Source organism: Bosea vestrisii, assembly GCF_030144325.1.
Lineage (GTDB): Bacteria > Pseudomonadota > Alphaproteobacteria > Rhizobiales > Beijerinckiaceae > Allobosea > Allobosea vestrisii_A.
In genome coordinates this window covers 5,689,173-5,704,468 of record NZ_CP126307.1, presented here as the reverse complement: position 1 = coordinate 5,704,468, position 15,296 = coordinate 5,689,173, and the positions used below count along the sequence as shown (strand labels likewise).

Here is a 15,296-nt window from a genome sequence, read left to right as displayed (position 1 = left end):
ACATCATAGTCTCCGGCCGGAGCTTTCCTCCGGCCGGCTCCTCCCCCTCGCGCAGGACCGGCCGCCCGCAAGACGGCGCGGCCGCCCCGCAACGATCGGCGAGTCATGCTGCTGACGCTCAAACGCAAATACCGCGAGGAACTGCTGGCCGCGTCGTTCCTGTGGCCGTCGCTGCTGATCCTCGTCGCGCTGCTGATCTATCCGCTGATCGACGTGGTCCGCCTGAGCTTCCACGACAGCAACCTGCAACGCGAGGTCTGGGTCGGCTTCGGCAACTATATCGCGCTTGCCAACGACCCACTGTTCTGGCGCGCCTTCTGGCAGACCGTCGTTTTCACCTTTTTCAGCGTCCTGCTGCATCTGGTGATCGGGCTCGGCCTCGCGCTGCTGCTCAACATGAATCTCGACCCGGCCTTCCGCACCGTCGCGCGCGGCCTCCTGATCGTGCCCTGGCTGCTGGCGCCGACCGTCGCCGGCATGATCTGGGTGCTGATGCTGCAGCCCTTCGGCGTGCTCAACGGACTGCTGGCCTCGCTTGGGATCATCGACACCAACTCCACCATCTCCTGGCTCGGCGACCCCTCGACGGCGCTGGGCTCGGTGACGGCGATGAACGTCTGGCGCGCCTTCCCCTTCTTCATGGTGATGCTGCTCGCCGGCCTGCAGGCGATCCCGAAGCAACTCTACGAAGCCGCCGAGATCGACGGCGCCTCGCTGTTCCGGCAGTTCTGGCACATCACCCTGCCGCAACTGCGCAGCGTCATCACCACGATCGTGCTGCTCGACTCGATCTGGACCTTCCGCGCCTTCGACCCGGTCTATGTGATGACGGGCGGCGGGCCGGCCCATTCTTCCGAGGTTCTGGCGACGGCGATCTATTTCGACGGCTTCCAGAAGCTGAAATTCGGCTACGCCTCGGCCGAGGCTGTGGTCATGTTCATCGTGCTCTTCATCGTCAGCGCCATCTATGTCCGCCGAACCATGAGCAATCAGCAATGACTGTCGCCCTGCCCGGCGCCGCTGCGCACCCGCGCCCCTATCTCGGCCGGATCGGTACGCGCGGCCGCGAGCGCCTGATCAACCTTGCCGCCTACCTCATGCTGCTGGTCGCGATCGCGATCGTGTTCTTCCCGCTCGCCTGGATGCTGACGGTCTCGGTGCGTCCGAACATCGAGGTGATGCGGATGCCGCCGGAATGGCTGCCGCAAGTGTTCACGCTGGAGGGCTATCGCAAGATCTTCGCGAGCAAGCGCTATCTCGTCGTCTTCCTCAACACGATGGTGGTCTCGCTGGTCGTGACCGCGCTCTCGCTCGTCCTCGGGGCGATGGCAGCCTATGCGCTGGCGCGCTTCAAGTTCGCCGGCCAGCGCGCGGTGCTGATGTTCCTGATCACCACGCAGATGTTTCCGCTGGTGCTGCTCTGCATCCCCTATTTCCGGATCTTCATCACGCTCGGGCTCTACGACACCCGGACCTCGCTGATCGTGGTCTACCTGACCTTCACCTTGCCCTTCTGCATCCTGATGCTGCGCAGCTACTTCATCAACATCCCGCGCGACATCGAGGAGGCGGCGATGGTCGACGGTTGCTCGCGGCTGGGCGCGATCTTCCGCACGCTGGTGCCGATGTCCTATCCCGCCTTCATCGGCGCCGGGCTCTACACCTTCCTGCTCGCCTGGAACGAGTTCCTGTTCGCGGTCGTGCTGATCGAATCCTGGGAGAACCGGGTGCTGACCATGGCGATCTACAGCCTGATGGCCGAGTTCGTCACCGACTGGAACACGATGATGGCCTTCTCGGTACTGGCGAGCCTGCCTCTGGTGATGGCCTTCATCTTCCTGCAGAAGTTCATGGTCCAGGGTATGACGGCGGGCGCTCTGACGTCATAAAAACGCCGGCGCCGTTCCATCTCGTCATGCTCGCCCTTGTGGCGAGCATCCACGTCTTGAACACCGCATCCGCCGAAGGAAGACGTGGATGGTCGGGACAGGCCCGACCATGACGGCAAGGGTGCTGCGCGTCACCCCACGGGCACCGTCAGCCCAGCCTTGACCCGGTCCATCGCGACGAAGGTGCGGAACTTGCGGATATTGGCATCGGCGAAGAAGAGCCGGCGGGTCAGCGCCTCATAGGCCGTCATGCTCGGCACCAGCACGACCAGCATGAAGTCGACCTCGCCGGTGACATAGTAGCATTGCTGCACCTCCGGCGCGGCGAGGAAGGCGCGCTTGGCGGCGTCGATGTCCTTCGCGGTCTCGCTGACCAGTTCGATCTCGACGAAGATGGTGATCGGGTGGCCGAGCGCCGCCGGCTCGACGATCGCGACATTGGCGGTGATGACACCGTCCTTCTCCATCCGGCGGATGCGGCGCTGCACGGCCGGCGCCGAGAGGTTGATCTTCTCGCCGATCACACGCTGCGGCGTGGTGTTGTCCTGCTGCAGGATGGCGAGGATGGCCCGGTCGAACGCGTCGAGGCCGGCAGCGGTCGCTTCGCTCAAGCGCGGCTCCATGAAATAAACTTGCAAGCTCCAGGGGCGATTGCAGCGCCTTTTTCGCTGCTCTTGCAATATCTCTTCACTTCGACACCCCCGACGAGGCAAGCATGTTCCTGCTCAACCAGCTCCCGGACTTCCGCCAGCCGCTCCATCCAGTCGATGCGGAAACGCTCGGTCCCGCCGGGGCTGACGCGATCGAACGGCACCTCGCAAGCCGAGCCGAGCATGTGCCGACGCCGCTGCGGGCCCTGCCCAGCCTCGCCGCTGAGCTCGGCATCAACGCGCTGCACCTCAAGGACGAAGGCCAGCGGCTCGGCCTCGGCAGCTTCAAGGCGCTGGGCGGCGCCTATGCCGTCACGCGCCTGGTGCTGGAAGCGGCAACCGAGCGGCTCGGACGCACGCTCGACGAAGCAGATCTGACCTCGCCCGAGGTTCTCGCGATAGCGGCCGAGATGACCTTCGCCTGCGCCACCGACGGCAATCACGGCCGCTCGGTCGCGCAGGGCGCACAGCTTGTCGGCGCCCGCTCGGTGATCTTCATGCATGGCGGCGTCAGCGAACCGCGCGCTGCGGCCATCGCCCGCTTCGGCGCCGAGATCGTGCGCGTCGACGGCACCTATGACGATTCCATCATCGAAGCCGCCCGCGTCGCCAATGAGCGCGGCTGGACGACCGTCTCCGACACCTCCTGGGACGGTTATGAGCGCATCCCCGGCCTCGTCATGCAGGGCTATACCGCGATCATCCGCGAGGCGCTGCGCCAGCTGCCGGAGCCGCCGACCCATGTCTTCGTCCAGGCCGGCGTTGGCGGCATCGCTGCGGCGATCGCAGCGCAACTGTCGCTTCTGCTCGGCGAGGACAGGCCGATCTTCACCGTGGTCGATCCCGCCCGCGCCGCCTGCCTGTTCGAGAGCGTCCGCGCCGGGCGGCCAACCAAGATCGCCCATGGCGCGCCGACGGTGATGGCGATGCTGGAATGCTACGATCCCTCACCGCTCGCCTGGCGCGTGCTGTCGCGCGCGGCCGATGCTTTCATGACGGTCGAGGATGCGGTCGCGGTCGAGGCGATGAACCGGCTGGCGCGCCCGGCCGGCAGCGACCCGGCCATCGTCGCCGGCGAAAGCGGCGCGGCCGGTTTCGCCGGGCTGCTCGCGGCACTGCGCGATCCGCAGGCGCGCGCGGCGCTGAAGCTCAACGCCTCTTCGCGCGTCTTCGCCGTCGTCACCGAGGGCGCGACCGATCCGGAGCGCTATGCCGAGCTGGTCGGCCTGACGCCCGCTGAAGTCGCCGGGACGGCGTGATGTCGGACAAGCTCACCCTGCTCTACCAGAGCCATTCGCCCTATGCCCGCAAGGTGCTGGTCTGTGCCCACGAGCTCGGGCTGGCCGATCGCCTCGATGTCGTTCATCACGAGACCAGCCCGACCAATCGCAACGATGCCGTCTTCGCCCAAAACCCGCTCGGCAAGGTGCCGGTTCTGCTGACGCCGGATGCCGGCGCGCTCTTCGATTCCGTGGTGATCTGCGACTATCTCGACCGCCTCGCTGGCACGGGCTCACTGATTCCGCGCGAGGGGCCGACACGCTACGAAGCCTTGCGGCTCCAGGCGTTGGCGCAGGGCCTGTGCGATGCCGGCATCGCCGTGCGCTGGGAAACGGAGCGTCGGCCGGAGGCTTTGCGTTACCCGCCGCTCGCCGAAGGCCAGTCGACCAAGCTCGTCGAAGCCTATGACTATCTCGAAGCGCAGGTCGATCTCGACGGACCGGTCACGGTCGGCCAGATAGGGCTCGCGACGGCCCTCGCCTGGCTCAGCTTCCGGCGCCTGCCGGATTTCCGCGCACGGGCGCCGCGGCTCGCCGGCTGGTACGACCGTTTCAACCAGCGTCCGTCGATGCGCGCCACGCCCTATGAGGGCGAGACACACGACTGATCGTCAGCCCTCGGTCGGCACCATCGCGGCGACGGTGAGGTCGCTGGCGCGCTCGCTCGCGGCCAGCCCCTCAGCAACGCCGACGCGGTCGGCCAGCGGGCGGTTCTGGCTCATCTTGCGCTTGCCTTCGAGCCGGGTGATCGGGATGCGCAGGCCGACGATGCCGCGCAGCTGCGCCTGGACGAAAGCGGGCGGCGCGTCGTCGACCGCCCAGGGCTCGGCCCGCGTGCCCTCATGCAGGTTGGTGAGACGCGTAACCGCATCGAGCAGCCGCTCGGGATCGTCGAAGAACTCGGCCGGGCCGTAGGCGTGCACCGCCTGGTAGTTCCAGGTCGGCACGACCTTGCCGGTCTCGCGCTTGGTCTCGTACCAGGACGGCGTGACATAGGCGTCGGGTCCGTTGAACAGGACCATGGCCTCGCCGATCGCCGCCTTCTGCCATTGCGGATTGGCACGGGCGAGATGGCCATGGAGCACGCCGAACTCACCCTCCTCCTCCGCCAGGATCAGCGGCAGCGGCGTCGCGAGCAACCCCTCGGCCGTGGCCGTGACGAGGGTAGCGAGCCGGCAGGCGCGCATCATCGCGTGGATCTCGGCGCGGTCGTCGACGCGGAAGGCCGGCGGCGTGTACATCGAACAGGTCTCCTTGCGGTCGCCGCCGTCATGCCGCTAATCTGGCCCGCGTGAAACGACCAGTTTCGAGCATTCCAACTGGACCAGTCGAGCACGATGTCGGCGCCCAACGCCGTGTCGTCGCAGCGATCAAGCGCGAGATCGCGGCCGGTGTCCATGCACCCGGCTCGCGCCTGCCATCGACGCGGGCGCTCGCGGCCGAATGGGGCCTGTCGCGCACCACCGTCACGGCCGCCTTCGAGCAGTTGGCGGCGGAAGGTTATCTCGAAACCCGCCCCGGCGCGCGGGCGCGGGTCGCGGCTGGGCTGGCTCAGGCGGAGTTGGCAGCGAGAGACACGCCTTCGCCTCGCACGACCGAGCTCTCCGCCTATGGTCGACGGCTGGCGTCCGCCGCGCCCATTCCCTGGACCCCGCAGCCCTTCGCGCTCGATTTCCGCTATGGCGAGCTCGCCGGCGGCGATTTCCCGACGCTGGCCTGGCGGCGGGCGCTGGCCAATGCGGTGACGAGGCGGCCGGCCCGCCTGCGCTATGGCGATCCGCGCGGCCTGCCGGAGCTGCGCGTGGCGCTGCAAGGTTATCTCTGGCGCGCCCGCGGCCTGCGCTGCGAGGCCGACGACATCCTCGTCGTCAACGGCTCGCAGCAGGGCTTCGATCTCTGTACAAGGCTGCTGCTCGACCCCGGCGACCGCGTCGTCATCGAGGACCCCAGCTACAATCTGGCGCGCCAGGCCTTCCTGGCGGCAGGCGCCGAGCTTTCGCCGCAACCGGTCGATCGCGAGGGTATGCAGACAGCTGCCCTGCCACCGGCGCGCCTCGCCTTCGTCACGCCCTCGCATCAATTGCCGCTCGGCAGCATCCTGTCGGCGCCGCGCCGGCAGGAATTGCTCGCCTGGGCGGCGCGCCATGGCGCCTTCATCATCGAGGATGATTACGACGCCGAGTATCGCCATGGCGTCGGCCCTGTGCCACCGCTGAGCTCGCTCGATCGGGTCGGCAGCGTGATCTATCTCGGCACTGTCTCCAAGACGCTCTCGCCGACCCTGCGGCTCGGCTATCTCGTGCTGCCACCGGCGCTGCGCGAGATCTTCACCCGGGCCAAGCGCATGGTGGATCGCCATACCCCGGAGCTGGAACAGGCTGCCTTGGCCGAGCTGATCGCGAGCGGTGCCTATGAGCGGCATGTGCGCCGCGTCAGACGCCGCAATGGCGAACGGCGTGTCGCTCTCTTGAAGGCGCTCCACGAACACCTGCCCGAGCGCGTCACGATTTCCGGCACCGATGCCGGTCTGCACGTGCTCGCCTGGATCAACGGACTACCGCAGTCGCGCGAGAGCGAGCTGACGGAGCGGGCTACGGCCGCCTCGCTCGGCCTCTATGGCGTGAGCGGGCTCTATGACCGGCCGGACGATCCCGACCGCCGCGCCGGCCTCGTCATCGGCTATGCCGCGCTCGACGAGGCGCAGATCATCGCTGGCGTCGAGCGACTGGACACCTTGCTCCGGCAGCTCGGTGCCTAGGCCTCAGTCGCGATAGACCGGCTCTTCGGCATCGAGCTGGCGGCGGATCGAGGCCAGGTGCAGGCGCGCCGATTCCGGGTCGCCCTCACGCATCTGGCGATAGGCCGCTTCGGCGATCTCCGGCTTCACCGGCAGCACCTGCCGGCCGGTCGAGAGCGCCAGCGCCTGCACCTCGCAGGCGCGCTCGAGATAATAGAGATCGTCCCAGGCCTCGGCGATGGTCGGGCCGAGCACCATCACGCCGTGGTGCTTCATGAAGACGATGTCGGCATCGCCGACCGCGCCGGCGATACGGTCACCCTCGCGCTCGTCGAGGGCCAAGCCGTTATAGTCGCGGTCGAACGCGGTGCGGCCGTAGAACTTCAGCGCCGTCTGCCCGGCGAAAATCAGCGGATCGCCTTCGGTCATCGAGAGCGCCGTCGCATAGGGCATGTGGGTGTGGAAGGCGACGCGGGCGCGCGGCAGGTTCTTGTGAACGCGGGCGTGGATGTAGAAGGCGGTCGCCTCGGGCTGGCCTTCCCCGGCGACGACATTGCCGTGGAAATCGCAGATCAGCAGCTTCGAGGCGGTGAGTTCGCGAAAAGCCCAGCCATAGGGATTGACGATGAAGAGGTCGTCATAGCCCGGCACCAGCGCCGAGAAATGGTTGCAGATGCCCTCCTCGAAGCCGTAGCGCGCCGCCATGCGGAAGCAGGCGGCGAGATCGCGCCTGGTCTCCCAGACCGCGTCGGAATCGAGGTTCGGCTGGTTCATGCCGGCGGAGATTGCCGGCGCCGCGCCAGCCTTCAGGGAGTGTGCCATGCGCCTAGTCTAGGGCCGGATCGGCGCCGGGCAAGCGGGCCGTCCTGCACCAGGTGAACAGGCCCGCGGTGACGGCCGCATGGCGGCTCTCAATAGACGTCGGCCTGATAGCGGCCGGCCTTCTTCAGTGCCGCGACATAGGCCACGGCATCATCGACCGAACGCCCGCCATGCTCGGCGACGACATCGACCATGGCGCGCTCGACATCCTTGGCCATGCGCTTGGCGTCGCCGCAGACATAGAAGTGGGCGCCCTGCTCCAGCCAGGCGAAGAGCTCGGCGCCACGCTCGCGCATCCGGTCCTGGACGTAAATCTTCTCCTTGCCGTCGCGCGACCAGGCGAGGGTGAGGCCGGTGAGCACCCCCTCCTGCTTCATCGCGTTAAGCTCATCCTCGTAGAAGAAGTCGCTGGCGCGGCGTTGATGGCCGAAGAACAGCCAGTTCTTTCCCTTGGCGCCGGTCGCCTTGCGGTCGTGCAGGAAGGCGCGGAACGGCGCGACGCCGGTGCCAGGGCCGCACATGATCACCGGCGTCTCCGGGTTCGACGGCAGGCCGAAGCCATGAGCGCGCTGGACATAGACCGGGACCTTGTCACCGCGCTGCACGCGCTCGCCCAAAAAGGTCGAGGCAACGCCCCAGCGCGGGCGCGAGCCAACCTTGTAGCGGACTGTATCGACCGTCAGCGAAATCCGCCCCGGCGTGGCGTTGCAGGAGGAGGAGATCGAGTAGAGCCGCGGCTGCAACGGATCGAGCGCCTCGACGAAAGCTTCCGGTGAGAGTCGCGCCGCCGAGAACTTGTGCAGCGTGCCAAGCACGTCGAGCCGGTCGAGATCGCTATCCGGATCCTCGCCGGCCGCCAGTCGCTTGGCCTTCTGGCGGGTCTCGCCGCCGGTGACATAAGAAATCAGCTGGAACAGCGCGTCGGGCGCCGGCCCGAGCCCGCAATCGGCCAGCAGCTTTTCGCGCAGGCTCTTGCCCCCGAGATCGGCATCGGGCCGCGCACCGAGCAGCGCGATCACCGCATCGACGAGACGCGGATCATTCTGCGCGACGATGCCGAAGGCATCGCCGACGATGTAGTCGAGACCGCTCTCGCTGAGGTCGAACTCGACATGCCAGGTCTCCTTCTCGGAGCCTTCGCCATTGAGCTTGTGCCGCGACAGGAAAGTGGCGAGCGCCGGGTTCTCGCGGCTACGCCCGATCGGACCAACTGGCGCGCTGGGCACGACCTCGGTGGGTGCGGCGGCCGGCGCGCCACCTTCTTCCATCAACGCCTTGAGCTGGCGCAGCGTTTCCTTGCCACCGGGCGCGCAGAGGTTGAGCCGGCCTTCCTTGCCCTCGGCGATCGCGGCCGAATAGGTCTCGCAGACATAGCCGCACTGGCCGCAATCCTGCTGCGCCATGGCGGCGAAGAGCTTGCGCGGCAGCGGCTTGCCCTCGGCAAGCTGCATCCGGTCGGTGATCGCCATCGCCGGATCGTGCCAGGGCGCGCCGTCATCGGCCTCGCCCATCACGGCAGCATTCTCGGCGGGTGACAGCGCGGTGACGCCGGCATTGTCGAGCGAGAGCAGCCCGGCGAAGAAGCCGTTGAGCCAGGAGCGTTGCTCTTCGCTGAAGGGCGCGGTCTCGGGCAGGACCTGGACCAGCGGGTTCGGCGCCTGGACGGTCATGCCGCCTCTCCCGTCTCAGCGACCAGCGCCTGAAGCGCCGCGATCTCATGACGGCGAGCGAAGGCGACGAAGCTTTCATCGGGCGCAACGCGATGCGCCTGCCAGGTGCGCAGGATCGCCTCGACCAGTGCCGGCGCCTCCTCGGCCGTGACCTTCTCGCGGAAGGGCCGGGCCATGCCGCCATCGACGCCGTAGCCGCCGCCGACGAGGAGGTCATAGCCCGGCACGGTGTCGCCCTCCTCGTTCACCGGCACCTTGGCGCCGATCAGGCCGAGATCGCCGATATAATGCTGGGCGCAGGAATGATGGCAGCCGGTGAGATGGATGTTGACCGGCTGGTCCAGCGTGATGCGCGGTTCGCAATGGGCGGCGATGGCGAGCGCATCCTCCTTGGTATGGGCGGCGGCGAACTTGCAGCCGGTCGCGCCGGTGCAGGCGATCAGCCCGGCGCGCAGCACGGAGGTCTCGGCGGAAAGGCCGCACGCCGTCAGATTGGCGATGACGTCGTCGACCTTCGCGTCCGGTACGCCGGAGATCAGCAGGTTCTGCCAGACCGTCAGGCGGATATCGCCGTCGCCGCATGCTTTCGAGATCGCCGCGAGGGTCCGCATCTGCGCGATGGTGAGCTTGCCGACCGGCAGGGCGACGCCGATCCAGTTCAAGCCGGGCTGAGCCTGCCTGTGCACGCCAATATGGGCGAGCCGGTCGTAAACCGGGCGCGGCTTCACGAAGGATGCATCGACCCGGATCAGCCGGCGGCCGAGCCTCTCCTCGACGGCGGCGAGGAACTTGTCGAAGCCCCAGGCATCGAGGACGTATTTCAGCCGCGCCTTCGCGCGGTTGGTGCGGTCGCCATTGGCGACGAAGACGCGCACGATCGCATCCGCGACCGCGACGGTATCGGAGGGCGCGACGACGATGCCGGTATCGCGGGCGAGGTCGTGATGGCCGGTGATGCCGCCAAGCGCGAGCCGATACCAGATGCCGGGCTCAACCGGCTGCCCCTCGAAGGCCGCGCCCTCGCCGATCTCGATCGCCTGGAAGCCGATATCGTTGGTGTCCTCCAGCGTCGCGATCGAGCCGGCACCATCGAAGGCGACGTTGAACTTGCGCGGCAGGCCGTAAAGCGAGCGGTCGTTGAGGATGTGGTGGTGCCAGGCACGGGCATGCGGGCGCGTGTCGAGCAGTTCGAGCGGATCGATGCCGGCGGTCGCCGATCCCGTGACGTTGCGGATATTGTCGGCGCCGGAGCCCTTGGCGGTGAGGCCGAGATCGGCGAGGCCTTCGAGCAGCAGCGGCGCGTTCGCGGCTGAGATTTCGCGGACCTGCAGGTTGGCGCGGGTGGTGACATGGCTGTAGGTGCCACAGAGCTGCTCGGCGAGATCGGCGACGCCCTCGAACTGCCAGGCCTTGAGGATGCCGTTCGGGATACGCAGCCGGCACATATAGCTGTCCTGTGCCGGAGCGACATAGAACAGGCCGTGGTAGCGCCAGCGGAAATTGTCTTCCGGCTTCGGATAGGTGCCCGACGAAGCCTGGTCCTTGAAGCGGGCATAGGCGTCGAAGGGGTGCTCGGCCGCCTTCCACTTCTCCTGGTCGACCAGCTTGCCGCCGCCGGCAACGATCTTCGCCTGCGCCTCGGCATGCTCCCTGTCGGGGCCAGACGGCGCAGCACAGCCCTGCCCGCCTGCTCCGCCGAGCGGCCCGAGGCCACGCGCGGCGCGAGCCGACTGCATGCCGCTCATGAAGCCTTCGAGATAGCGCTTCTGGTCGGGAGAGAAGTCGTTGCTCATGGCCGGTGCCGTCACGCCGCCTCGACGAAGCGGTGGCGCTCGTAGAGGAATTTCAGCACCGCTTCGCGGGCGGCGATGTAGGTGCGGTCGGAGACGAGATCGAGCCGCTTGCGCGGACGTTCCAGCCGGACATCGAGCACCTCGCCGATGCGGGCGGAGGGGCCGTTGGTCATCATCACGATCCGATCCGAGAGCAGCACGGCTTCGTCGACGTCATGGGTGATCATGATCATCGTGTTCCCGAGCGCGGCGTGGATCTGCATGATCGAATCCTGCAGATGGGCGCGGGTCAGCGCGTCGAGCGCACCGAAGGGCTCGTCGAGCAGCAGGATCTTCGGCTCCATCGAGAGGCCGCGGGCGATGCCGACACGCTGCTTCATGCCGCCTGAGATCTCGGCAGGGCGCTTGTCCTTCGCATGGGCCATCTGGACGAGGTCAAGATTGTGCATGATCCACTCATGCCGCTGCGCCTTGCTCTTCACGCCGCGGAAGACCTTGTTCACGGCAAGCGCGACATTGTCGTAGACGGTCAGCCATGGCAGCAGCGAGTGGTTCTGAAACACGACCGCGCGTTCCGGGCCGGGCGAGTTGACCTCCTTGCCCTCGAGCAGGACCGCACCGGCGCTCACCGGCGTCAGTCCGGCGACGATGTTGAGCAAGGTCGACTTGCCGCAGCCGGAATGGCCGATGACGGAGACGTACTCGCCCTTGTCGATGACGAGATTGATGTCCTTCAGCACGTTGGTCGAGGCCGCGCCGCGCTGGAAGGTCTTCTCGACATGGTCGATCTTGAGATAGGGGCCGGTCATGCTCGTGCTCCTCACTGGACGGCGGTGCCGCGGGTGACGATCGTGCCGACGAAGGCGACCAGCCGGTCGAGCACGAAGCCGACCACGCCGATGTAGACGAGAGCCACGATGATGTCGGACAGGCGCGAGGAGTTCCACGCGTCCCAGATGAAGAAGCCGATGCCGACACCGCCGGTCAGCATCTCGGCCGCAACGATGGCGAGCCAGGACAGGCCGACGCCGATCCGCAGGCCGGTGAAGATGTAAGGCGCGGCCGACGGCACCATCACCTTGAAGAAGAATTCGACCTGGTTCAGCCGCAGCACCTGCGCGACGTTGCGGTAGTCCTGCGGGATGTTGCGGATGCCGACGGCGGTGTTGATGATCACCGGCCAGATCGCGGTGATGAAGATCACGAAGATCGCCGAGGGCTGGCTGTCGCGGAAGGCCGCGAGCGAGAGCGGCAGCCAGGCGAGCGGCGGCACGGTGCGCAGCACCTGGAAGACGGGATCCAAGCCCCGCATCGCCCAGACCGACTGGCCGACGAGCGCGCCGAGGAGGATGCCGACGATCGCGGCGAGGCCGAAGCCGATGGCAACCCGCTGGAGCGAGACCAGGATGCGCCAGCCGAGGCCGATGTCCTGCGATCCCGCCCAGAAGAACGGCTCGGTGATCAGGTCCTTGGCTTCGGTCCAGATTTTCGTCGGCGGCGGCAGCGAGGATTGCGGGCCGGAAGCCGCGATCTGCCAGAACAGCAGGATCAGCGCGACCGTGATCAGCGGCGGTATCACGCTGACGAGCACCGACTTCGCCAGCGGCGCCAGTCTCTCGCGCAGCGACTTACCGGTCCCCTGGGGCAACGCCACCACGCCCGCGCTCGCGGCCGGCAAAGCGACGACCTTTGCGCCCGCACCGGCGTCCTTCAAGGCAGCCTGAGCCATTCCGTCTCTCCCATGATCGATCGGTGCGTTCATGCCGGCACCTCCACGCGCTGCTGCGCGCCGATGCGGCGGATTTCGGGAAGGCACGAACCGCAATTCGTGCCGGCCTTGAGCTTGCGGCCGATATCCTCGACCGTGATCGCGGCGCCCTCGGCGAAGGCGGCACGGATGGCATTCAGCCCGACGCCGAAGCAGGCGCAAACCGTCGGACCCCGGTCGGCGGCACCGTCGAGGCTGCGGCCGGAGAGGAGTGCGAGGCGTTGACGCGGATCGACCGCATCGCCGGCAAAGACGAGCTTGACCGCATCCCAGACCGGGGCGTCGTGGTCCGGCCCAAGGAAGAGCGCGGCAGCGAGCCGGCCATCGCGGATCAGAGCACAGCGATAGAGCCCGCGCTCGGCATCGACCATCTCGAGCAGCCCCTCGGTGCCAAAGACCTCGTGGGCGAGCTGCATGATCTCGGCAGCATCGGCCCGCGTCGCGAAGAGCCGGCCCTGCCCGCTCTCGACGGCGACGCGCGTCCACCAGCTTCCTTCCGGCAGGATGAAGCCGTCGCCACCAAGCAGGAAGCCACGCGAGCGGAAGGAAACCGGCGTGATCGCAGCCGGCGTCGCCTTCATCTCGGGCTGCCCGGAGAACGGATCGACCAGCGGCTGGACGGCATCGCCGACGCGAGCGTCCGAGGCGGTCTCGGCCGACCAATGGATCGGGGCGAAGATCGAGCCCTTTTGCGCACCGGGATCGAGCGCGACCTTGAGCACGACAGCGCCATGTGCAGTCGTGGTCCGTGCGAAGCCCCCGTTAGTGAGGGCAAACCGCTCTGCATCATCGGGATGCACAAGCACCGTCGGCTCCGCAATATGAGCCGAGAGACGCGGGCTCAGACCGGTGCGCGTCATCGTATGCCAATGGTCGCGGACACGGCCGGTGTTGAGCAGCAGCGGGAAGGCCTCGCTGGTCGACGCTGCGAGCGCAGGGATCGCGAGCGGCTGCATCGTCGCTTTGCGGTCGGCGGTGAAGAAACCGCCTTCGGCGAAGAGGCGGGCCGTGCCTTCCGGCTTGCCCACGGGAACGGGCCACTGCACCGGGGCCAGCGTGTCGTAGGCCTGGCGCGTCAGCTCGGCGTGGGCGCCGATATCGAAGTCGCGGCTGCCCACGTTCTCGAAAGCCGACAGCGCGGCGTGCTCGGCATAGATCTCGTGCGGGCCGGCATAGTCGAAGGCCTCCTCGAAACCGAGGCGTTCGGCGACCTCGCAGATGATCCACCAATCGGGCTTGACCTCACCCGGCAGCGGCAGGAAGCCGCGCTGGCGCGAGATGCGGCGCTCGGAATTGGTGACGGTGCCATCCTTCTCGCCCCAGGCGGCGGCGGGCAGAATGTAATGCGGGCCGGCGGCGAGCGTGTCGTTTGAGAGGACGTTCTCGGAGACGACGAAGAGATCGAGCCCGCGCAGCGCCGCCTGAACCGCGTCGGCGCGCGGCAGCGAGACGGCCGGATTGGTCGCCATCACCCACATCGCCTTGAGGCGACCGTCGGCGACGGAGTCCATCATGGCGACGGCCTTGAGGCCCTCGGCCTGCGCCATGCGTGGCGCGCCCCAAAAGCGGCGGACGCGATCGATCTCAGCCGGCGAATAGCCCATATGGGCAGCGAGCATGTTCGCGAGGCCGCCGACCTCGCGCCCACCCATGGCGTTGGGCTGGCCGGTCAGCGAGAACGGGCCGCAGCCCGGCTTGCCAATGCGGCCGGTGGCGAGATGACAATGCAGGATCGCCGCGACCTTGTCGGTACCCTGCGCCGACTGGTTGACGCCCTGGCTCCAGGCCGTGACGACGGCGGGCGTGCCGGCCCAGAGCGCGTAGAAGCTGGCGATATCCGCCTGCGACAGGCCGGTTAGGCTTACGACGGCGGCAATGTCCGGCGCGATCTCGCGAGCATTGGCAAGCGCGGCCTCGAAGCCGGCGACATGACGCTCGATATAGCCACTGTCGAGCAGTCCGCAGTCGGCGAGATGGACCAGCAGACCGGCAAAGAGCGCGCTGTCCGAGCCCGGCTTCAGCGGCAGGATGAGATCGGCGTCCTCCGCAGTCGCGGTGACGCGCGGATCGATCACCACCACCTTGGCGCCGCGATCACTCCGGTTCTGCTGGATGCGGCGAAACAGGACCGGGTGGCACCATGCGGTGTTGGAGCCGACCAGCACGATCAGGTCGGCGCTGTCTAGGTCCTCGTAATTGCCGGGCACCGTATCGGAGCCGAGCACACGGCGGTGGCCCGCCACTGTCGAGGCCATGCAGAGCCGCGAATTGGTGTCGACATGGGGTGAGCCGATGAAGCCCTTCATCAGCTTGTTGGCGACGTAATAGTCCTCGGTCAGCAGCTGGCCGGAGAGATAGAAGGCGACCGCCTCGGGGCTGTCACGCTCGATGATCGCCTTCAGACCATCAGCGACGGCATCGAGCGCCTCGTCCCAGGACACCCGGCCGTAAGCGCCGCGGGCGTTGCGCTTCAGCGGATGCAGGACACGGGTACCGAGGCCGAGCGTCTCGCCGAGCGCCGAACCCTTCGAGCAGAGCCGGCCGCGATTGGCCGGATGATCCGGGTCGCCGGCGATCGCCACACCGCCCTTGTCGTCCGGGGTCGCGAGCACGCCGCAGCCGACCCCGCAATAGGGGCAGGTCGTGCGTGTCCCGATGAGGCCGGCGAGCGGGGCGTCGTGGCGCAT

At 67.6% G+C, this 15,296-nt stretch carries 13 protein-coding genes; 5 read left to right on the top strand and 8 right to left on the bottom strand.

Annotated elements, in window-relative coordinates; all coding sequences use genetic code 11:
* Window positions 1-105 precede the first annotated feature (105 nt).
* Window positions 106-999 (top strand): carbohydrate ABC transporter permease, encoded by an 894-nt coding sequence (locus tag QO058_RS28175; protein ID WP_284169522.1) that lies wholly within the window; start codon window positions 106-108, stop codon window positions 997-999.
* Entirely contained in the window at window positions 996-1,889 is an 894-nt protein-coding gene (locus tag QO058_RS28170; protein WP_284169521.1) for a carbohydrate ABC transporter permease, read from the top strand. Before QO058_RS28175 ends, QO058_RS28170 begins: the two co-directional genes overlap by 4 nt.
* Window positions 1,890-2,020: 131 nt before the next feature.
* On the opposite strand, the gene QO058_RS28165 is transcribed toward QO058_RS28170, so the two are convergent.
* Window positions 2,021-2,500: an Lrp/AsnC family transcriptional regulator gene (locus QO058_RS28165; RefSeq protein WP_284169520.1), complete on the bottom strand. Its 480-nt coding sequence runs from the start codon at window positions 2,498-2,500 to the stop codon at window positions 2,021-2,023.
* A gap of 104 nt (window positions 2,501-2,604) precedes the next feature.
* Between QO058_RS28165 and QO058_RS28160 the strand changes: the two genes are divergently transcribed.
* Both QO058_RS28160 and QO058_RS28155 read left to right on the top strand, forming a co-directional pair.
* The gene (locus QO058_RS28160; protein WP_284169519.1) at window positions 2,605-3,798 is read left to right on the top strand and encodes a diaminopropionate ammonia-lyase; all 1,194 of its coding nucleotides are present in this window, start codon (window positions 2,605-2,607) and stop codon (window positions 3,796-3,798) included.
* Window positions 3,798-4,427 carry a glutathione S-transferase family protein gene (locus QO058_RS28155; RefSeq protein WP_284169517.1) on the top strand — a complete coding sequence of 210 codons (630 nt, stop codon included), beginning with the start codon at window positions 3,798-3,800 and terminating at the stop codon, window positions 4,425-4,427. The genes QO058_RS28160 and QO058_RS28155 overlap by 1 nt, the downstream gene beginning before the upstream one ends.
* A 3-nt stretch (window positions 4,428-4,430) precedes the next feature.
* On the opposite strand, the gene QO058_RS28150 is transcribed toward QO058_RS28155, so the two are convergent.
* On the bottom strand, window positions 4,431-5,060 hold the full coding sequence (locus tag QO058_RS28150; protein WP_284169516.1) for an FMN-binding negative transcriptional regulator: 630 nt from the start codon (window positions 5,058-5,060) through the stop codon (window positions 4,431-4,433).
* 50 nt (window positions 5,061-5,110) lie between these two features.
* On the opposite strand from QO058_RS28150, the gene pdxR reads away from it, so the two are divergent.
* A complete protein-coding gene (gene pdxR / locus QO058_RS28145; protein ID WP_284169515.1) occupies window positions 5,111-6,577 on the top strand; it encodes a MocR-like pyridoxine biosynthesis transcription factor PdxR in 1,467 nt (488 codons plus the stop codon).
* 3 nt (window positions 6,578-6,580) lie between these two features.
* Here pdxR and QO058_RS28140 read toward each other — a convergent pair whose 3' ends face one another.
* The 6 genes from QO058_RS28140 to QO058_RS28115 all read right to left on the bottom strand — a co-directional run bounded on the left by QO058_RS28140 (window position 6,581) and on the right by QO058_RS28115 (window position 15,296).
* Entirely contained in the window at window positions 6,581-7,378 is a 798-nt protein-coding gene (locus QO058_RS28140; RefSeq protein ID WP_284169514.1) for an aldolase, read from the bottom strand.
* 89 nt (window positions 7,379-7,467) lie between these two features.
* The gene (locus QO058_RS28135) at window positions 7,468-9,048 is read right to left on the bottom strand and encodes a sulfite reductase subunit alpha (RefSeq protein ID WP_284169513.1); all 1,581 of its coding nucleotides are present in this window, start codon (window positions 9,046-9,048) and stop codon (window positions 7,468-7,470) included.
* Window positions 9,045-10,841 carry a NirA family protein gene (locus tag QO058_RS28130; protein WP_284169512.1) on the bottom strand — a complete coding sequence of 599 codons (1,797 nt, stop codon included), beginning with the start codon at window positions 10,839-10,841 and terminating at the stop codon, window positions 9,045-9,047. Before QO058_RS28130 ends, QO058_RS28135 begins: the two co-directional genes overlap by 4 nt.
* An 11-nt stretch (window positions 10,842-10,852) precedes the next feature.
* The gene (locus tag QO058_RS28125; RefSeq protein ID WP_284169511.1) at window positions 10,853-11,650 is read right to left on the bottom strand and encodes an ABC transporter ATP-binding protein; all 798 of its coding nucleotides are present in this window, start codon (window positions 11,648-11,650) and stop codon (window positions 10,853-10,855) included.
* 11 nt (window positions 11,651-11,661) lie between these two features.
* Entirely contained in the window at window positions 11,662-12,570 is a 909-nt protein-coding gene (ntrB, locus tag QO058_RS28120) for a nitrate ABC transporter permease (protein ID WP_284169509.1), read from the bottom strand.
* A gap of 29 nt (window positions 12,571-12,599) precedes the next feature.
* Window positions 12,600-15,296 carry a nitrate reductase gene (locus tag QO058_RS28115; protein ID WP_284169508.1) on the bottom strand — a complete coding sequence of 899 codons (2,697 nt, stop codon included), beginning with the start codon at window positions 15,294-15,296 and terminating at the stop codon, window positions 12,600-12,602.